Source organism: Massilia sp. P2_C2 (assembly GCF_056404615.1).
Genome location: NZ_JBFUDR010000035.1, coordinates 1 through 19,042 on the forward strand (window position 1 = coordinate 1; position 19,042 = coordinate 19,042).

The window sequence follows — 19,042 nt, forward strand, 5'->3', positions numbered from 1 at the left end:
GGTGCGGGCATGGCCGCCGCGCTGGCGAAGTAACGGTCGAGCGATGCCATCGTAGCCTCGACGGCCGCCTCCAGCGCGCGCACGCCGGACGCGAGGCGGCCGCGGTCGGGCGACGCCAGCGCCAGGCCCTCTTCCACCGCCTGCGCCAGCGTCTGCAGTTCGCGCGCGCCGATGTTGCCGGCCACGCCGCGCAGCGTGTGCGCCCGCGCGGCCGCCTGGCGCAGGCAGTGCGCCTGGTAGTCCGCGCGGATCTCCGTACCGGCATCGCGCTGGGTGGCGCGAAAGCGGTCCAGCAATTGCACGTACAGCGCGAGGTTGCCGGCCACGTGGCGCAGTCCATACGCCGAGTCGATGCCGGACAGGTTCGACAGGCCCGGCAGCGTGGGCCCGTCGGGCGCGGCGTTGCTCCCGGCCGGCGGCGGCGGCGGCATGGCCTGGCCGATCCAGCGCGCCAGGGTGGCGTACAGCTTTTCCGGCTCGACCGGCTTGCTGATGTAGTCCTGCATGCCCTCGCGCAGGCAGCGTTCGCGGATCTCGGCCAGCGCGTGCGCCGTCATGGCGACGATCGGCACCTTGTCGAAGCGCGTATCCTTGCGCAGTTCGACGGTGGCCGCGTGGCCATCCAGCTGCGGCATTTCCAGGTCCATCAGCACGAGGTCGTAGGCCTGCGGGCCGCCCGTGCGCAGCATGGCCAGCGCATCGATGCCATTGGCGGCGACATCGACGCCGATGCCCTGGTCCTGCAGCAGTTCCAGCGCGATCTGCTGGTTGACCAGGCTGTCCTCGACGAGCAGCACGCGCGCCGCGCTGTCGCCCTTCTCCCTCGGTTTTCCATTCCTTCGGCTGCGCGCACTGGAGGCGCGCGGTGCCGCGAACAGGGTGACCAGCGTATCGACCAGCGCCGACTGGCCGATGGGTTTGCACAGGAAGCCGCGGATGCCCGCGCTTTCCGCCTCCTGCTGCACTTCCTCGCGCCCGAACGCCGTCACGAGCACGGTCGACGGCGGCTGGCGCAGTTCCGGATTGCCGGCGATGCGGYGCGCCAGCTCGATGCCGTCCATGCCGGGCATCTGCCAGTCCGTCAGCACGACGCGGTACGGGTCGCCAGCGGCATCGGCCGCGAGCAGCGCGCTTTCCGCTTCGACGCCGCTGGACGCGACGTCCACGCGCAGCGGCAGCGCGCGCAGGGCCTCGCTCATGATGTCGCGCGCCACCTCGCTGTCGTCGACGAGCAGCAGGCGCGCACCGTCCAGCTCCGGCGGCGCGACGGCCACGCGTTCCGGCTCGCCGGACAGCGGGAAGTCGAGGTCGAAATGGAACGTCGAACCCTTGCCCGGGCTGCTCGCGACGACGATGCGCCCGCCCATCAGGCTGACCAGTTGCTGCGAGATCGACAGCCCGAGTCCGGTGCCGCCGTATTCGCGCGTCGTGCTGCCGTTGGCCTGGCTGAAGGCGCGGAACAGCTTGGCCTGCTGCTTGTCGCTCATGCCGATGCCCGTGTCGCGCACGGCAAAGCGGAGCGTCGCAAAACCGTCCCGGAAGCGGTCCGTGGCCGGATCGTCGAGGCGCGTGCAGGACAGTTCCAGCTCGCCGGCCGGCGTGAATTTCACGGCATTGTTGACGAGGTTGATCAAGACCTGCCCGAGGCGCAGCGGATCGCCGACGAGCATGCGCGGGATCGCGTGCGGCACGTGGAACAGGTATTCCAGGTGCTTGTCGGCCGCATTCTGGCTCGTCACGCTCGCCACGTTCGCGAGCACGTCGTCCAGGCAGAACGGAATATGCTCGACGTCCAGCTTGCCGGCCTCGATCTTGGAAAAATCGAGGATGTCATTGATGATCCCCAGCAGCGACAGCGCCGCGCGGTGGATCTTGCCGACGTAGTCCTGCTGCTTGGGCGAGAGTTCGGTGCGCAGCGCGAGATAGGCCATGCCGATGATCGCGCTCATCGGCGTGCGGATCTCGTGGCTCATGTTGGCGAGGAATTCGGACTTGGCGACGTTGGCCGCCTCCGCGCGCACGTTGGCGGCGACGAGCGACTGCTCGCGCTCGCGCCGCTCCGAGATGTCGCGGATGAACGAGCAGAATTCATAGTCGTCGCTCGCGGCCAGCTGCACGCGCGTGATGGCGAGCTCGATCGGGAATTCGACGCCGTCGCGGCGCAGCGCATAGGTCTCGATGCGGCTGTCGAGCACCGCGCCCACGCCGCTGCGTTCATGGCGCGCGAGGCCGTTGCGGTGCGCGGCGCGGTGGCGTTCCKGCACGATGCATGCGTCCAGGTCGCGGCCGAGCACCTCTTCGCCCTTCCAGCCGAAGATCTTTTCGGCCTGCGCGTTCCAGCCGACGATGCGGCCCTGGCGGTCCATGCGCACGACGGCGTCGAGCGCCGTATCGACGATGGCCTGCAGCTTGGCCTGGCTGCCCTGCGCCGCGCGGATGGACTCGACCAGCTCGCGCGTGCGCGCGGCGATCTTCTGTTCGAGGTCTTCGTTCAGGTCGCGCAGCTGCTGCTCGATCACGCTCTTGTCGCGCAGCAGGGCGTTCGTCACCTGCTCGGCGCGCCGCAGCCGGTTCAACGTATCGCGGAAACTGCGCACGGCGGACGACAGGCGGCCGATCTGGTCACGCCGGCCGATGCCGGACAGATGGATGTCCGTCTCGCCGCGCGCCAGCTTTTCCAGCGCTTCCTGGATGTCGGCGAACGGCTGGGTCATGCGCCGGCCGACGAGCAGCACGCAGCCGACGATCGCGAGCGACAGCACGAAGTTGGCCATCACGGTATGCATGATCTGCCGGCGCAGGTCGTCGTCGACCTGGCGCCGCGAGAACGCCAGCTCGATGCTGCCGACGTGGTAGTCGCGGTTGCCGTCGTGGTAGGCGATCCTCCGGTTGACGCGGATGGCGCCGTCCTCGTCGCCGCTGGCGCCGAGCGCGGCCAGCACGGCGCCGTTCGGCGCCAGTACGCGCAGCATGATCACTTCCGGCGTGGCGCCGAGCGCGTCGACGACGGAAGCCACGGCCGCGCTGTTGATGTCGAACAGCGGCCGCGCCAATGCATGCGACAGCACCGAGGCCTGGCGCTCGACGCGCTCGTGCAGGTGCTGGTCGGCCTCGATCTGCAGCGTGTGCATCACATAGGTCGTGTAGACACCCGTCGACAGCACCACCGCCAGCACGATGCCGGCACCGAGGCGGAACACCATGTTCTGGCGCCAGCCGTCGACGAGCCAGCGCAAGAGTCCTCCTGACCGGCGCCGCGCCGGGGATGGCGCGGCGCTAATGGGTGCCTCCCTGCGGACCGGCCAGTTCGTGCTCGCGCCGGCGGTAGAAGGCACTCGTGCGCACCTCCCCGATCGTCTTCCAGATGCGCGCCGCCAGGTCGGGATGCTGTGCGACGAACGCATGCGACAGCATCAGGTAATACGGCTTTTCGATCAGCGGCGTCGGCACGACTTCGATGTCCTTCGCAAACGCCGTGCGCATCAGGCGCACCGCGTCGCCGCCGCCGAGTGCCGCCGCCACGACGCGCCCGGCCAGCATCTTCTGCACCAGTTCGTCGGCCTGCTGGCTGCCCTCGTCCACCGGCACGTTCTGCGCGCGCAGGAAGTCGCCGACGGAATAGCCGAGCTGGAAGCCGATGCGGCCGTCGACGTTGGCGAAGTGTTTGCCGTCCCAGTCGACCTTGCTGCCCTTGCGGCGCACGAGCACATAGCGGTCCACGTGCATGCGCCGTGCGGGGTCGGCCTGGCCCTCGATGCCGCGCACGCCGGGATAGGCACCCAGCGACAATCGCTCGCGGCTGAAGCTGACGGCGAAGGCGCCATTGACCTGGTCCGCCTTCACCTGGGCCAGGCAACGCTTCCACGGCATGCTCTGGTAGTCGAACACGATGCCGAGGCGCCGCGCCACTTCGCCCAGCAGTTCGAAATTCAGGCCGCCGCCGTCCAGCGTCCGCCACGGCAACACTTCCTGGCGCTCGAAGCACAGGGAGACGGCCTGGGGGGCGGCCGCCGGCGGGGCCGCGAACGACGGTGCGCCGGCCGCGAGGCAGCAGGCAATCAGGGTGGAACGGACGAGGCGCGGCATGGCGGACGTACGGCGGCGATGGCAATAATGATTAAAAACAGACAACAGTATGCCAGACCTGGCCAGGAAACTGAACGCTCGGGGCCCGCGCGCCGGGCCACCGTCGCCAGAGGACCACGCCCCTTGCCGATCGCGATGCAAACCGCATACGTGTGCCGCCAGCCGCTGCCGGACAAGCCGCGCAAGCGTCGTCAGGCGGCCATGGCGGCGCGGCCGAGCCGCAGCTCGGCCAGCACCCCGGCGCGCAGGCCCGTCTGGGGCACTTCCAGCTCCTCGATCTCCAGCTCTTCCATCAGCCCCAGCAGGATGGCCAGCGCGGCCGCCACGTCGCGCAGGCGCAAATGGCCGAGGCCCGCCAGCGGCGCGCCGCCGCCGCCCTGGGCGAGCGCACGTACGGCAAGGGTCTCCAGCCGGTTGCGGGTGATCGGGCCGGCGAGGTCGTTGTCGACGAGCAGCCGCGCCAGCGTGTGGATCGTGCCGGAGCAGCCATACACGCGGTCGCGCCGCGAGGGGCCGAACGCGGGCGTCTCGTCGCCCAGCTTGGCGCGCGTCGACGCGATGGCCGCGGCGAACGACACGGCGTCGATGCGCCCTCCGCCGAAGAACGTCAGCGCCAGGCGCGACGTGCCGAGGCCCAGCGAGGCGACCTTCTGCACGCGGCGCTCGCTGCCCAGCGCCAGCTGCGTGGAGCCGCCGCCGATGCCCAGCACCAGCGTGCGCGCAGCGGCGCCACCCGCGCTATCGGCCACGCCGAGATAGGTCAGGATGGCCTCTTCTTCGCCGGACAGCACCTGCACGGGATGTCCGAGCAGTTGCTGCGCGGCCGGCAGGAACAGGTGGCTGTTGCGCGCCATGCGCAAGGTCGAGGTAGCGACGACGCGCACGGCCGCGAGGGCGTGGTCGTTCAGGCGCTGGCGGATCGTGCGCAGGCAGTCGAAGGCGCTATGCATCGCTTCCGGGCTGAGGCAGCCCTGCGCGTCCAGCGCGGCCGCCAGGCGCAGGGGGGCATGGAAACTGTCGAGGGGCCGCAGTTCGCCGTTCTCGACAACACCCACCAGCAGGCGGAAGCTGTCGGATCCAAGAACGAGCGCGGCGTGAATCGGGGATGTGGTGCTCATGCAGACTCCGAAGTCAAAAACGGCGCCACGATAGCGGGGCTGGATGACGGATCAATGACACGGGCAACGTACCCGCACCATCATAAGGCATGCGGCGCGATGGCGCCATGCCGGTCACAACCGTGCGCGCGGGGTGCGAATGTGCGGCGCGCATCATTCCTCGACCGCCACCGGCACCGACGCCGCCACTTCGACCCGGTTGCGCCCCGCTTTCTTGGCCACGCGCAAGGCTTCGTCGGCGCGTGCCAGCAGGGTGACGGTACTGTCGTCGGGGCGGATCGTCGTGACGCCGAAGCTGGCCGTCAGCGAAATCAGGGCGCGCTCGGTCTTGACGCGCTCCCCCTCGATGGCGGCGCGCATGCGCTCGGCGACCATGGTGGCGTCGTCGAGGTTCGTGCGCGGCAACAGGATCGCGAACTCGACGCCCACCAGGCGGCCCAGCAGGTCGCTGTCGCGCAACTGGCGCTTGCAGGTGCCGGCCATGTGGGCCAGCACGACGTCGCCGGCCGGGTGGCCATAGCCGTCGTTGATGCGTTTGAAGTGGTCGAGGTCGAACACGACGAGGGCCGTCGGCTGGCCCGGACGGCGCGCCAGCGCCATCCACGGCGCCAGGGCCTGGAAGAAGCCGCGCCGGTTCGGCACGTCGGTGAGCGGATCGACGACTTCCAGCCGAGCCAGCTCGGCCTGCTCGCGCTCGCGGCCCAGCAGCAGCCAGCCGAAGCCGCCCAGCAAGGCCTGCAGGTACAACGCGCCCGAGTGCAGCTGGCGCAGCATGTCGTTGCTCATCCAGCCCCACCCCGCCGGCGCCAGCAGCACGAGCGCCCCGCGGGCGCCGACGACGAGCGCCAGCAGGCCGGTCGCCAGCGCCAGGAAGCGCTGCAGCATCGAGGCGCCCGCCCAGCCGCACGCCAGCGCCGCCGCCAGCGACAGATAGAAACCGCCCAGCACCAGCGACCCCGCCACGGCGCGCAGGCCGATCGGGTCGATCATCCAGCACAGCACGAAAGCGACGATGGCGGCGCCCAGCGCGGGCACGGTGACGCGGCGCCAGCGCAGCCGGCCGGCCCGTTCCCACGCCGCGCCCGCTTCCCACGCGACGCCGCCGAACACGAGGGTGTAGGCAACGGGCAGCGCGAGGCCTTCCGGCACGACGCCGGTGGCGCCGATCGCGAGGAGCAGCCAGCCGGCGGCCTGGACCAGGCGGGACCCGTTCCACGTCGACAGGGCCGCGGGCCGGCCGCCCTGGCCGGGGAATTGGCTCGACTGATCGAAGAAGAACAGACTGGCGCACAAAGCGAGATTGCCGAGTGCCAGTGCGAAGACCATCGTGGTGGCATCCATGGGCGCCTCAGATTTCGTGCACGACCGCGGTCGTGCCGTCGCCGACCTTGCTGGCCCAGGCACGTGCCCAGTACGCCTGCTCGGTCTCGGTGGGGGGTTCGTGCCAGAACACGATCAGGGTGCCCTTGTGGTCATGGATCTGGGTCAGCTTGTCGATGAACGTCGTATTGCCGTCCACGTCCGCCAGCGCCATCGCGTATCCATAGACACGGTCCAGGCGCTCGATGCGGTCCGGTTCGGTCTGGCTGTTGGTGGCGGTAATGGTCGGGTGGTCCAGGAACATGAGGTCTCCGCTTGGGCTGCAACGGCCAGCTTATCAGAAACCTATCGCCTGCAACAAGTCAAGCCGCTGCGGTTGGCCTTATACTCGACGCCATGCCACCCCATGAGGATACTCCGCCGCTCGTGCGCACCCGGCGCGGCCGGCGCACGCTGGAATTCTTGCCTGGCGATGTACAGAGCGAGATGCTGCTGGCACGCCCGGACACCCTCGTGCTCGCCTATTTGCGCGCCATGATGTGCTTCGTGCTGTTCCTCCCGCGGCCGCGGCGGATCGTCATGGTCGGCCTCGGTGGCGGGTCGCTGGCCAAGTTTTGCCACCGCCATTTTCCCGACGCGCATATCACCGTCATCGAATTGCGCGCCGACGTGATCGCCCTGCGCGACACGTTCCACGTGCCGCCCGACAGCGCGCGCTTCGCCATCGTCCATGCCGACGCGGCCGACTGGCTGGCCGCGCATCCGGGCTCGGCGGACGTGTTGCTCGTCGACGGCTTCGACGCGGGGGGACTGCCGCCGCGCCTGGCGGACGTCGCCTTCTACACGGATTGCCGCCGGCTGCTGACTCCCGGCGGCGTGCTGGTGTCGAATGTATTTACCTATGACCCGCGCTACCGCGCCGTCCTGGCGGCGCTGGACGGCGTTTTTCAGGGCCGGACCTGCTGGTTCGACAAGGTCGCGGGCAATAACCGCATCGTCTATGCACTGCGCCTGCCAAACGACGCCGACCCGGACCACCATGCCTGCGCGCGTCGCATGGCACGCCTGGCGCGCCGCCGCGGCCTGGGGCTCGGCTTGCTGAACCGGTTATGCGTCCGGCTCGTCGTCGGCTGGATCGGGGCCCGATCTGTTTTGGCCCCGCCACAACCGCCGCCAAACCGCCCTCGTCTGTGACAATTTGTTTGCGGTAACTGGAGTTTCTGTGACAAACTGTTGCCTCACTTCATGCCTCCGGGCAATCACTCATCTTCATGCATAGGGAATACCGGATGGTGCGTTGTCGACTGCCGTTTTCGCTCACGCTCGCGGCAGCCCTCACGCTCGGGGGCGGACTCGTCGCAACCGTCGTGCTGACGGCTGCCGTCAGCCGCCTCGAATACGGTAACAAGTCGCTGGCGTTCGAACAGGGGGCGGCCGTACGCGTCGCCGCGCTGCGCCAGGGCATGGACGAGGCCGTCGAAGTCCTGAACGTCACCAACCAGCTGTTCACGACCGTCCAGCCCGTCACGCGGGCGCAATTCCACGATTTCACGACGCCGCTGCTGCAGCGCCACCCCTATATCCGCGCCTTCAATTTCCACCGCATCGTGCAGGCCGACGAGCGTGCCGCATTCGAGGCGGAGCTGCGCCAGTTCCAGCCGGACATGGTGCTGCGCGAAATGCGCGACGGCGCGCGGATGACGGCGCCGGCCCGTCCCCGCTACCACGTCGTCGACTATCTCGAACCGATGCAGGGCAACGAGGCGGCCCTCGGCCTGAACGTGGGCCAGAGCCGCCAGGTGAGCGACGCCCTCGCGCGCGCGCAGGCAAGCGGCCGCGCGGCCCTCACGGACCTGCTGCAGATCGCCCAGGCACCCGGCGCCCCGAGTTTCGAAGTGCTGATGCCCGTGTACGCCCGCGGCGGCCGCCTGCTGGGCGATACGGCGGCGGTGATCTCCGTGCCGAGCCTCGTCCAGGCCACGCTGGCGCACGCCGGCCTGCAGGACGACCATTGCATCAAGCTCAGGTTTTACGCGGGCAACCGCGCCGAACCGTCCCGCCTCGTGTACGCCAGCCGCGACGCGGCGCCGGCCGCGCCGCCGGCCGCCCTGCTGTCGGCCGGGTACACGGGCCGCGTCGTGAACACGTTCGCAGTCGGGGGGCAGTCCTGGACGGCGGAAGTCATCGCCATGCCGGCCCCCTGGCTGACCGACCACCTCGCCTCCACGCTGCTGCTGGCCGGCGGCCTGCTGTCGACCCTGTTGATGACCGCGATCGTGCACGCCGCCGGCCAGCGCACGCGCAAGGTGCAGGAGCTCGTGCGCGAGAGAACGGCCGACCTGAAGCTGACCAACCAGCGCCTGATCGACGACGTGCTCGCGCGCAAGCGCACGGAAAAAGCCCTGCAGGAGAGCGAGCAACGTTTCCGCCAGCTGGTCGTGATGTCGTCCGACTGGTACTGGGAGCAGGATGACCAGTTCCGCTTCACGTACGTCACGGGCGACTTCACGGAAAAATCCGGCATCAACACGGAACGCGTGCTCGGCCGGCGCCGCTGGGACTACGTGCCCGCGCTGACCGATACGGAATTGGGCCGCGAGCACATCGCCATCCTGGAATCCCACGAACCGTTCCGCAACCTCGAATACCGCGTCCCGGACGACAACGGCGAGGAGCGCTGGTTCTGCATCAATGGCCAACCAATCTTCGACGAGATGGGTCGTTTCAGCGGCTACCGCGGCACCGGCGCCGACATCACGGCGCGCAAGGTCACGGAACAGCGCGTGCACCACGTGGCCCAGCACGACGTGCTGACCGGCCTGCCCAACCGTTCGTTGCTGCAGGACCGCCTCTCCCAGGCCGTGGCCTACGCCAGCCGCAGCGGCCATCCGGTATGGGTGATGCTGATCGACCTGGACCGCTTCAAGTTCGTCAACGACAGCATGGGCCACAAGGCCGGCGACGTCCTGCTGATGACGGTCGCGGCGCGCCTGCGCTCGTCGCTGCGCGACACCGACACCGTGGCCCGGCTGTCCGGCGATGAATTCGTCGTGATCCTGTCCGAACACTCGGACCAGCCCTTGAGCCCGGACATCGTGCAGCGCGTGATGGATTCCGTGGCCCAGCCCGTCATGCTGGGCACCAAGGAATTCTTCGTCACCTGCAGCATCGGCGTGGCCGCCTTCCCGTGCGACGGCACGCCGGCCGAGAACCTGATCGAACATGCGGACATCGCCATGTACCGCGCCAAGAAACTGGGCCGCAACAACTTCCAGTTCTATACGCCTGCGATGAACGAGGAATCGCTGGAGCGCGTGCGCATCGAGAGCGCGCTGCGCAATGCGCTCGAGCGCAACGAGTTCGTGCTGCACTACCAGCCGCAGGTCGACCTGCAGACGGGCCGCATCGTCGGCATGGAAGCGCTGATCCGCTGGAAGCACCCGGAACTGGGCATGGTGCCGCCGTCGCGCTTCGTGAGCATCGCCGAGGATACGGGCCYGATCGTCCCGATCGGCGCCTGGGTGATGCGTACCGCGTGCGCCCAGAACAAGGCGTGGCAGGATGCGGGCCTGGGCCGGCTGCGCGTCGCGGTGAATTTGTCGGCGCGCCAGTTCAGCGCCGCCGACCTCGTGCCGGGCATCGAGGCCGTCCTCGCCGATACGGGCCTGGATCCGTCCTGCCTGGAGCTGGAGTTGACGGAAAGCCTGTTCATGAGCGACGTCACCCCGGCCGTGGAATTGCTGCACCGCATGAAGGCGCTCGGCATCAACCTCTCCATCGACGACTTCGGCACGGGCTATTCCAGCTTCTCGTACCTGTCGCGTTTCCCGATCGACGTGCTGAAAATCGACCGCTCGTTCGTCAACGACATCACGCACGATGCCAACGACGCCGCGATCGTCGCCTCGATCATCGCGCTGGCGCACAACCTGCGCCTGTCGGTGATCGCGGAAGGGGTCGAGACGGCCGAGCAGCTCGATTACCTGCGCCACCAGGGTTGCGACGAAATGCAGGGATACTATTTCTCCAAGCCATTACCCGCCCATGAGTTCGAGCAGTTGCTGCGCCAGCGGCGGGGCCTGGCGGCGCCGGAAGACGAGCCGCAGACGGCCACGGCCTAGGGAAACCTCACAAACCTTAGAGTATTTGCCCTAGGTTCATTTATTTTGTGCATAAACTTATAGCCTTAGCGATATCGTTCTCATACAATACTCGGTGACTCTTTTGCAATACACTCACCGAGCAAGACRATGACTCAATTGAATATCGACTCCGCCGCCGCAACGTTGGCGGAACGCAGGCCGCGTACGGACATGCGCACGCGCGACCTCGTCAACCAGGCCGTGGCATCGGTCCCCACGCTGGGCCTGCAACGGGCCGCCGAGTTCCTGGCGGCCATGGGTGTGCCGGCCGAGATCGCGGTGCGCGCCCTCGTGTATCCGAACCGGCGCCGGACAAGCTAACGATACATCGCCGCGTGGGCACGGGGTGCCCACCCTACGATATCGTTTGCCGTAGGGTGGGCACCCTGTGCCCGCCATGACTCGCCACCACCGCCCGATAATCACCCCTGGGCGGCGATATCGGCCAGCGATTCGCGCCCACGCGCCGTCAGTTCGAACCCGCCTTCTTCACGGGCCGCGATGTGCGACTTGCGGCTCAGGAACTGGACGACGTCGTCATCCACTGCCGCCACCGGATCCGCGTCGAGCGTACGCAGCGCCTGCACGCAGCGGCGCAGGAACAACAGTTCGCTCCCCTGCGCCGTCAGCGCCAGGCTTCCATTCTTCGCATACTGGATCAGTTTCAGGCCCGACAGGCGCTTCGCATTGCGCCCGACACAGGCGTTCACGCGGTCGTTTTTGGCGCCGCGCCGGATGAATTCGAGCGCATCGTATTCGTCGCCCGTCAATTTTAGATTCTTCATTACCACTTTCCAAGGAAACAAGCCCGCCATGGTAACGGTGGCGGGCCTTCCCGGCAACAGTCGCTCAGCGCAGCGCCCGCACGGCGGCCCAGACGAGACCGGCCCCCGCAAGGACGCCCAGCGCCACCGCCGCATGCATCTTGTGCGAACCCAGCAGCGGACTGCGGCCCAACGGGATCTTGTTGTACAGGGTGGTGCTCATTCCGTTCTCCTCCGCATGTCGTTGGTATCGGCAAGGTTATAAAAATTCCCTTTCGACATATGTGCGCCAACGTACACAAGCGCACGATTCGTGTTCAGCCGGAAACCAGCCTATTGCGCGCCGGGTGCCGGCGCGGACTGTTAGTATCGCGCCAACACGACAACGCAATGGAGCTGCCATGAGAACCGATATTCCGAAACCGGACCCGGGCGCCGACGCGCCGCCGAACCTGCACGAAGCCGACATCGGCAGCGGCGAGCGCTCGCCGGGCCAGCACGAGACGGACGACATGATCCGCCAGATCCCGCCCCGCGGCACCGGGCAGGGCAACCAGCAGGATGCCGGCCAGTCCGGTAGCCAGCAGGCCTCGCGCGACGGCAAGCCGGGCAAGGCCTGACGTCGACGCACTGCCGTCGATGCAACCAGGCGGCACCTGCGCGGTGCCGCCCATTCCCATGTGATTTACTGCGCCTTGACGGGCGGGTCCGGCGCGTCCGGCTCCTTCACGGGTGCGCGCGCCGGGGCCGGCACGTCGTCCGGATCGGGCCGCGGCTGTGGCGGAGGCAGGTCGGGATCCTGCGTCGTGGGGTCCGGCGTCGAGTGCGCGTGCTGGCGGTCGTCCTGTTCAGGCAAGCTCATCTCACTTCTCCGGCACGCGGGCTCAGCGCCCCTCTTTCTGCTTGGCGCCGCCGCCCGCGCCCTTGCCGGTGCCGGCCTTCACGGTCGACTTGTTGTCGTGGCTGCTCTTGTCCTTGACGCCGGCATTACGCTTCTGCAGATCTTCCTCGGACAGATTGCCCGACTGCTTGTTCTGGCTCCCGCTGGATTTCGATTGGCTCATGTTCATCCTCCTCGTTCGGTTCTCAAGAAAGCCGTTGACGTGGTAAGGAGCCTAGCATGGAAGACCCGGGCGGGTTTTCAATCGTGCGGGCGGCCGCGGCTGCGGCTCACTTCGGGAACACGATCCGTTTCGCGAGGCGCTGGTCGACGACCAGGTCGTCCCGCGCGACCGCGACGCATGGCAGGATATAACCTTCGCGCTTTTCATCGCTGGACAGGCCAGGCCATTCCACGAGGTAGCGCACGCTGCCGCTCGCGATGCGGCAGATGCACGTGCGGCACGTGCCGTTGCGGCAGGAACTGGGCAAGTCGATGCCGGCCCGTTCGGCGGCATGCAGCACCGTCGTGTCCGCGTCGGTCGGGAAGGACCAGCCGGACGGCTGCAGGGTAATGGTCAGCGTGCTCATGCTGCGATTGTAATGCCTGCGTCGTCGCGCCCGGCCACGCCTGGGTACGTTCCCGCACAGAGCGGCTTCCTGCACGGCACTAACCTGAGGCATCCGAATCTTCAGCAGGTGGCCGATGAAAACGCACCCTATCCCCTTCCTGATCGCCATGCTGGGCACGCTGTCGGCGGGCGCCGCGCCGCAAGCCCAGCCTCAACCCGCGCCGGCCCCGGCACCGGCCAGCGCGCACGCGGCGCAATTCGAACGGCTGCTGCGCGCCCAGGTCCTGCTCGACCGCGCCCATTTTTCGCCCGGCGAAATCGACGGCGCCTACGGTTCCAACATGCGCCAGGCGCTGGCCGGCTTCCAGAACGCGCGCGGACTGCATCCGACCGGCAAGCTCGACGAGGCCACGTGGAATGCCCTGAACACGGACACGACGCCCACGCTGCTCACCTACACGCTGCTTGACGCCGACGTCGCGGGACCGTTCCAGCCCGTGCCGGACGACATGATGGAAAAGGCCGGGCTGCCCACGCTCGGCTACAGCTCGCCCGCCGAAGGCCTCGGCGAGAAATTCCACGCCAGCCCGGCGCTGCTGCAAAAGCTCAACCCCGGCAAGGACCTGGGCCGCGCCGGCGAACAGATCGTCGTGCCCAACATCGTCGGCACGCCCGCGCTGGCGCCGGCCGCGCGCGTGGTCGTGTCGAAGGACGCGCGCACGCTCGTGCTGGAGGACGCGGCCGGCACGGTCCTCGCGCAGTATCCCGTGTCCAGCGGCAGCGAACACGATCCGCTGCCGATCGGCAACTGGAAGATCGAGGGCGTGCACCGCAACCCCACCTATCACTACAACCCCAGGCTGTTCTGGGATGCGAAGGCGGGCGACAAGAAGACGACGATCGCGGCCGGCCCGAACAATCCGGTCGGCGTCGTGTGGATCGACCTGTCCAAGCCGCACTACGGCATCCACGGCACGCCGGTGCCGGGCTCGGTCGGCAAGAGCGAATCGCATGGCTGCATCCGCCTGACGAACTGGAGCGCGGCGGAAGTGGCGGGCCTCGTCCAGACGGGGACGGAGGTGGTGTTGCAGGACTAACAAGGAGATCACGATGAGATGGCTGTTGACCTTCCTGCTCGGCGTGCTGGTGGGCGCCGGTGGCCTGTTCGTCTGGCTGCGCCAGATGCCGCACGAGCCCGGCCCCGGGTCCACGACCGCGGTGGTGGCCGCAAACACGAACACGGGTTCGCTGCCCGCGCCCCCGCCGCCCGGCTCCAACCTCGAGAGCAAGCTGCCGCCCGCGCCCCAGGTGATGCCCGATCTCACGGAACTCGACCTGCCGCTGCGTCCCGCCGGCACGGACACGCCGAACACTGTGTCGACGCCGGCGCCGTCCGTCCCGCCGGGCAAGCTGCTGGTCCCCGTCGACGGCATGCCGCCGGCGAAGCTCGCGGACACGTACGACCAGCCGCGCGGCAACGAACGCCATCACGAAGCGCTGGATATCCTGGCGCCCAAGGGCACGAAGGTCGTGGCGGCGGCGGACGGCAGGATCGTGAAACTCTTCACGAGCAAGCCGGGCGGACTGACGATCTACCAGTTCGACCCGACCGAGAAATACGCCTACTACTATGCGCACCTGGACCGCTACGCGGACGGCCTGCAGGAAGGCGCGCAGGTCAAGCGCGGCGACGTGATCGGCTACGTGGGCACGTCGGGCAACGCCGACCCGAACGCGCCGCACCTGCATTTCGCCGTGTTCGAGCTGACGCCCGAGAAGCAGTGGTGGAAAGGGACGCCGGTGAATCCCTATCCGTTACTGCAACCCTGAAACTGCGCCCGCCGGCGCCCCGTCCACGTCCGCCCCGACGTTGATCGCCGCATAGGCTCGCTGCACGGCAATGACCTCGCGGCCGGCCTTGCCGTACAACTCGCCCGCCGCCTCGATCATCCTGGCGCGCGCATCGGCGTAGTTCGTGCTCGACGTGAACTTGGTCGTGTTCGCCTTGAACCAGATGCGGAATGCCTTGTCGAGGCCGATGCCCGTCATCGCGGCCGGCGCCTTGACGAGGTACTTGCTGTAATAGTCGCTGGCCTTGTCGGCGTTCGAGCCCTGCGCCAGGAAATAGAACATACGGTTGTTCGGACCGCTGCTGTAGTGCACGTCCAGGCGCTTGATGGAGCTGCTCCACGCATCCGGGCTGCTGCCGTCCTTGCTCGGACGGTACATCCAGCGCAGCGGCGTGCCGCTCTTGCTGATTTCCTTGCCCATGACCCAGTCATTGCCCGTCAGGGGGATGCTGTCGCCCTTCCCGCCCCCGCGCGCATAGGCTTCGACGGCCTCGCCGTTGATGTCCGACGACGATTCGTTCAGGCCGCCCGATTCGCCGGAATACGTCAGGTTCGACGTGGCGGCCGTCACGCCATGGCCCATCTCGTGGCCGATCACGTCGATCGAACCCAGGCTGTTGAACGCGGAGCCGTCGCCGATGAACATGCAGCGGCACGTGTCGCTGTAATAGGCATTGTCGTAGGCCGTGTTGACGTGCGCGACGATGTACGTCGCCGTGTTGTGACCATCCAGCGAGAGCCAGTTGAACACGTTCGCAAGCAGGTCATACGTGTTCATCAGGCCCCACATGGCGTTCACTGCGGCCGTCTGGCCGTTCGCGTTCGTCGTCGAACCGCCGGCCACGTACTGCTTGCCGTCGCCCCACGTGTTCGTGTCGTTGACGTAGACGCTGCCCGCGCTGGTACCGTGGTTCGCATTCGTGATGGCCATCGCGCCGAACGTGCCGCCCGTGCCGCGGCTGTCGTCGATCAATTTGTACTTGCCCTCGGCGAGCGTCGTGTTGATGGGCACGTCACCGTTGTACTGGCTGTGGCCGACGCCGGTGACGGTCTGCAGCATGCTCCACTGGTCGAGGATGGCGCCGTCGCGCGCACTGACGACGGTGTCGTGGTAGACCGGCCTGTCGCTCGCGAGCATGCGCGTGCGCACGAGGTAGGCGAGTTCGTAGCGGTCGACGACGTCCTGCACGTCGAGCGCGTTGAGGTCCTGCTCCGCCTTGTCGCGCGCCTCCGGCACCCGTTCCGAGCGCATGACGGGCCAGATGATCAGCTCGGCGCTGGGCGGCGTCTCGTGGCGGGCGGACGTGCCCAGCGACGCCAGCGCGGCATCGATCGCGGCCTTCGTCGAGATCGTGGGCACGACGCTGAAATCCGGCCCCGGCCCGGTGCTGTCGGCCTTGACGAAATTGGCGCGCTGCTCGGCATCCGATTCGGCCACGATCCTGCCGTTCGCATCCAGCACGAGCACGGAATCGAAGCCGAAGATCGGCACGCCCTTGAACGTATGCGCCACGCGCGCGATCTGCGTGCCCGCGGTGCCGGGATGCAGGCTGATCAGGGCATAGCTATGGCGTACATCCAGGCCGCGCGCGGCACGGCGGTCGTCCAGCTGGGCCTGCAGCGCAGCCCGCGCCTGCGGCGTGACGGCGACCGGCGCGCTCATCGACGCCGGCCCGGCCGCGCCGGCGGGCAGGACGACGGCCAGGGACAGGGCGCCGAGCGACGCCAGCAACAACTTGCGCTTGTTCATGGGATTTCCTTTCGTTGAGCGGGCACACGAAACCAGTGTGGACGAGCTCGCTCGAAGGAATTTGCTCAAGCGCAAAAAGCCTCATGGCGGCATGGGCTGCCATGGGGCGGTCGTTCGCATCAACGCTCGCGCCGGCGCATCAGGTAGACGGCCGTGCCGACGACGGCGCCCGCGATCACGGCCTTCTTCACGAGGCCGGCCCGATTGTGTTCCCACTCGGCCTTGATACCCATCTCGGCCAGCACGTTCGGCACCTTGCCGTGGGCCAGGTCTTCGCCGATGCCCTCGACGACGTTCACCCGGTCCGCGGCGAGCAGCAGCAGCCAGCGGCGCAGGTCGTTCTCGGACCATTTGAAAGCGGCGCGCCGGATCATGCCGGACAGGCCTTTCGGCGGCTGCGCGGTGCCGAAGATCGGCGTGATGCCGGGGCGCTCCGTCGACACGAGGATCTCGACATTTTCCGGCTGCTGCGGCAGCTTGCCCTCGTGCGGATGAATGAAACGCGCGGGCGTGCGCTCCATCGGCACGGCCGGACGGTTCTTGCGGTCCAGGTCGGCGCCCCAGCCCTCGATGTGGGCGAGTTCCTCGCGGCTGGGCCGGCGCGGGCCCTCGGCCATGTCGCCCTGCAGTGGGTGCGCATGTGCGTGTGCATGGCCCTCTTCGTCGGGACGGTGCAGATGATGATGATGGTGCTCCGCACCGGTGTCGCGTTTGGCTTCCATGCTGGGCTCCTTAGTGCAGTGCGCTGGCGCTGACGGCCTGGACCTCGCGCGCCGACGGCGGGATCAGGACGGTCTTGATGCAGTTGTCGAGCTTGCTCGAGAAGATGTGGTACGCGTCCGCCACGTCTTCCAGCGGCACCCGGTGCGTGATGATGTCCTTCGGATTCAGCCGCCCTTCGCGGATATGCTCGATCAGGCGCGGCACGTGGCGCTTCACGCTGGCCTGGTTCGCGCGGATCGTCAGGCCCTTGTTCACGACGTTGCCGATCGGGACGGCGTTGAATGTGGGACCGTACACGCCCACGATCGACACGTTGCCCCCCTTGCGCACGCAGTTGATACACCAGTGCAGCACGGTGGCGGCGCCGGCCTGCATCTTCATCAGGCGGCCGGTCAGGGTCTGCGCGATGGAACCGGCCGCATCGCCGCCCACGGCGTCGATGCAGACATCGGCCCCCATCCAGTCCGTCATCTTCTTGATGTGCTCGGCCATGTCGTTCACTTCGCGGAAGTTCACGACCTCGCATTGGGCATAGCGCTTGACGAATTCCAGCCGGTACTCGACCTCGTCGACGACGATCACCCTGCCCGCCCCCATCAGCCACGCGGACTTGGCGGCGAAGATGCCTATCGGGCCTGCACCGAAGACGACGACCGTGTCGCCTTCCTGGATGTCGCCCATCTCGGCGGCCTGGTAGCCCGTCGGCAGGGCGTCCGTCAGCAGCACGGCGTCGTCCAGGTGCAGGTCGTCGGGGATCGGGTATGGGCCGACGTCGGCCATCGGCACGCGCACGTACTCCGCCTGGCCACCGTCGTAGCCGCCGGCCGTGTGCGAATAGCCGTAGATGCCGCCGACCGCGGTCGCTTCCGGATTCGTGTTATGGCAGTTGCCGAAGAGTTCGCGCTGGCAGAAGAAGCAGGAACCGCAGAACAGATTGAACGGCACCAGCACCCGGTCGCCCGCCTTCAGCGTCTGCACGTCGCGCCCCACGTCCACCACTTCGCCGACGAATTCGTGGCCGAACGTGTGGCCCACGCGCGTGTCGGGCACCATGCCGTGATACAGGTGCAGGTCGGAGCCGCAGATGCAGGAGCGCAGCACGCGCACGATGGCGTCGCCCGGATGTTCGATGACGGGATCGGGCTTGTAGTCGGCGCGCACGCGATACGGTCCCCGGTAGTTCATTGCCAGCATAGGGTTTCCTCCTCATGGGTTGCGGGCTCGCCGCAACGGACGAGCGCTTGACAACAACATATGTCAAAACGCTAAGGAAGGCGATACGCGCACGGAAACGTACGGGGGTTGCGGAACACTTTTTTAAAACGAACACTCACGCCCACTCCGGCTTCCCGGTGATGAGCGTACCCAGCGGATAACCGCGTTGCCCGAACGGCTGGCGCAATACGATCCGGCTGGCAAATTTCGCGATGCCGATATCGTCTTCCAGCAGCCGCTCCATGAGGGCCTGGAAACAGGCGATATCGGGCACGACGATCTTCAGCAGATAATCGTAGCCGCCGCTGATGTTGTAGCACTCGACGATCTCGCGGTATGTTTCGGCCCCCGCCTCGAACCTGCGGAAATCGTGGGGCCGATGGCTGCCGAGGGTCACTTCGGAAAACACGATGACGTGGCTGCCCAGCTTCTCCAGCGCGACGTCCGCGCCATAGCCGCGGATGATGCCGGTTTCCTGCAGCCGCTTCGTACGGAGCAGGCATGGGCTCTCGCTGAGGCCCACGGCCGCGGCCAGGTCGACGTTCGAGCAGCGTCCCTCGCGCTGGAGATGCACGAGAATCCTGATATCGAACTTGTCGAGGGACGCTGTGGCCTGCATGGAT

The 19,042-nt window shown here is 67.7% G+C and carries 20 protein-coding genes; 6 read left to right on the plus strand and 14 right to left on the minus strand.

Annotated features, from left to right (window positions below; genetic code table 11):
• The 5 genes from AC1DYX_RS06520 to AC1DYX_RS06540 all read right to left on the minus strand — a co-directional run.
• Positions 1-3,236 (minus strand): response regulator (locus AC1DYX_RS06520; RefSeq protein WP_477257488.1); only part of this gene is annotated, 3,236 nt, incomplete at its 3' end.
• A 40-nt stretch (positions 3,237-3,276) separates the two neighbouring features.
• Positions 3,277-4,086, minus strand: a complete 810-nt coding sequence (locus AC1DYX_RS06525; protein ID WP_477257490.1) for a substrate-binding periplasmic protein — start codon at positions 4,084-4,086, stop codon at positions 3,277-3,279.
• A 191-nt stretch (positions 4,087-4,277) separates the two neighbouring features.
• Positions 4,278-5,204 (minus strand): Ppx/GppA phosphatase family protein, encoded by a 927-nt coding sequence (locus AC1DYX_RS06530; RefSeq protein WP_477257492.1) that lies wholly within the window; start codon positions 5,202-5,204, stop codon positions 4,278-4,280.
• Between the two features lie 153 nt (positions 5,205-5,357).
• Positions 5,358-6,545 (minus strand): GGDEF domain-containing protein, encoded by a 1,188-nt coding sequence (locus tag AC1DYX_RS06535; protein WP_477257494.1) that lies wholly within the window; start codon positions 6,543-6,545, stop codon positions 5,358-5,360.
• 7 nt (positions 6,546-6,552) lie between these two features.
• A complete protein-coding gene (locus tag AC1DYX_RS06540) occupies positions 6,553-6,828 on the minus strand; it encodes a hypothetical protein (RefSeq protein WP_477257496.1) in 276 nt (91 codons plus the stop codon).
• A gap of 92 nt (positions 6,829-6,920) precedes the next feature.
• On the opposite strand from AC1DYX_RS06540, the gene AC1DYX_RS06545 reads away from it, so the two are divergent.
• The 3 genes from AC1DYX_RS06545 to AC1DYX_RS06555 all read left to right on the plus strand — a co-directional run bounded on the left by AC1DYX_RS06545 (position 6,921) and on the right by AC1DYX_RS06555 (position 10,987).
• A complete protein-coding gene (locus AC1DYX_RS06545) occupies positions 6,921-7,718 on the plus strand; it encodes a fused MFS/spermidine synthase (protein WP_477257498.1) in 798 nt (265 codons plus the stop codon).
• A 95-nt stretch (positions 7,719-7,813) separates the two neighbouring features.
• Entirely contained in the window at positions 7,814-10,645 is a 2,832-nt protein-coding gene (locus tag AC1DYX_RS06550) for a bifunctional diguanylate cyclase/phosphodiesterase (protein WP_477257500.1), read from the plus strand.
• Positions 10,646-10,774: 129 nt separating this feature from the next.
• Positions 10,775-10,987, plus strand: coding sequence for a hypothetical protein (locus AC1DYX_RS06555; protein ID WP_477257502.1), 213 nt, complete (start codon positions 10,775-10,777; stop codon positions 10,985-10,987).
• Positions 10,988-11,088: 101 nt separating this feature from the next.
• Here AC1DYX_RS06555 and AC1DYX_RS06560 read toward each other — a convergent pair whose 3' ends face one another.
• Together AC1DYX_RS06560 and AC1DYX_RS06565 are read right to left on the minus strand one after the other, a co-directional pair.
• Positions 11,089-11,451 (minus strand): hypothetical protein, encoded by a 363-nt coding sequence (locus AC1DYX_RS06560; RefSeq protein WP_477257504.1) that lies wholly within the window; start codon positions 11,449-11,451, stop codon positions 11,089-11,091.
• A 64-nt stretch (positions 11,452-11,515) separates the two neighbouring features.
• Positions 11,516-11,653 carry a hypothetical protein gene (locus AC1DYX_RS06565; protein WP_477257506.1) on the minus strand — a complete coding sequence of 46 codons (138 nt, stop codon included), beginning with the start codon at positions 11,651-11,653 and terminating at the stop codon, positions 11,516-11,518.
• 178 nt (positions 11,654-11,831) lie between these two features.
• Between AC1DYX_RS06565 and AC1DYX_RS06570 the strand changes: the two genes are divergently transcribed.
• Positions 11,832-12,050, plus strand: coding sequence for a hypothetical protein (locus AC1DYX_RS06570; RefSeq protein ID WP_477257508.1), 219 nt, complete (start codon positions 11,832-11,834; stop codon positions 12,048-12,050).
• Positions 12,051-12,115: 65 nt separating this feature from the next.
• Here AC1DYX_RS06570 and AC1DYX_RS06575 read toward each other — a convergent pair whose 3' ends face one another.
• The 3 genes from AC1DYX_RS06575 to AC1DYX_RS06585 form a co-directional block, all read right to left on the minus strand.
• Positions 12,116-12,292: a hypothetical protein gene (locus tag AC1DYX_RS06575; RefSeq protein ID WP_477257510.1), complete on the minus strand. Its 177-nt coding sequence runs from the start codon at positions 12,290-12,292 to the stop codon at positions 12,116-12,118.
• Positions 12,293-12,314: 22 nt separating this feature from the next.
• The gene (locus tag AC1DYX_RS06580; protein ID WP_477257512.1) at positions 12,315-12,494 is read right to left on the minus strand and encodes a hypothetical protein; all 180 of its coding nucleotides are present in this window, start codon (positions 12,492-12,494) and stop codon (positions 12,315-12,317) included.
• A 106-nt stretch (positions 12,495-12,600) separates the two neighbouring features.
• Positions 12,601-12,900 (minus strand): 2Fe-2S iron-sulfur cluster-binding protein, encoded by a 300-nt coding sequence (locus AC1DYX_RS06585; RefSeq protein ID WP_477257514.1) that lies wholly within the window; start codon positions 12,898-12,900, stop codon positions 12,601-12,603.
• A gap of 115 nt (positions 12,901-13,015) precedes the next feature.
• Between AC1DYX_RS06585 and AC1DYX_RS06590 the strand changes: the two genes are divergently transcribed.
• Together AC1DYX_RS06590 and AC1DYX_RS06595 are read left to right on the plus strand one after the other, a co-directional pair.
• Positions 13,016-13,978, plus strand: a complete 963-nt coding sequence (locus tag AC1DYX_RS06590) for a L,D-transpeptidase family protein (RefSeq protein WP_477257516.1) — start codon at positions 13,016-13,018, stop codon at positions 13,976-13,978.
• A 13-nt stretch (positions 13,979-13,991) separates the two neighbouring features.
• Complete coding sequence (locus AC1DYX_RS06595; protein ID WP_477257518.1) at positions 13,992-14,711, plus strand: M23 family metallopeptidase; 720 nt, start codon at positions 13,992-13,994, stop codon at positions 14,709-14,711.
• Here AC1DYX_RS06595 and AC1DYX_RS06600 read toward each other — a convergent pair.
• From AC1DYX_RS06600 to AC1DYX_RS06615, 4 genes are all read right to left on the minus strand, one after another.
• Positions 14,697-16,481, minus strand: coding sequence for a M4 family metallopeptidase (locus AC1DYX_RS06600; protein WP_477257520.1), 1,785 nt, complete (start codon positions 16,479-16,481; stop codon positions 14,697-14,699). The genes AC1DYX_RS06595 and AC1DYX_RS06600 overlap by 15 nt on opposite strands.
• Before the next feature lie 119 nt (positions 16,482-16,600).
• Complete coding sequence (locus tag AC1DYX_RS06605; RefSeq protein WP_477257522.1) at positions 16,601-17,203, minus strand: hypothetical protein; 603 nt, start codon at positions 17,201-17,203, stop codon at positions 16,601-16,603.
• Between the two features lie 10 nt (positions 17,204-17,213).
• Positions 17,214-18,398: a zinc-dependent alcohol dehydrogenase gene (locus AC1DYX_RS06610; protein ID WP_477257524.1), complete on the minus strand. Its 1,185-nt coding sequence runs from the start codon at positions 18,396-18,398 to the stop codon at positions 17,214-17,216.
• Positions 18,399-18,534: 136 nt separating this feature from the next.
• Positions 18,535-19,038 carry an Lrp/AsnC family transcriptional regulator gene (locus AC1DYX_RS06615; protein WP_477257526.1) on the minus strand — a complete coding sequence of 168 codons (504 nt, stop codon included), beginning with the start codon at positions 19,036-19,038 and terminating at the stop codon, positions 18,535-18,537.
• Positions 19,039-19,042: the final 4 nt, after the last annotated feature.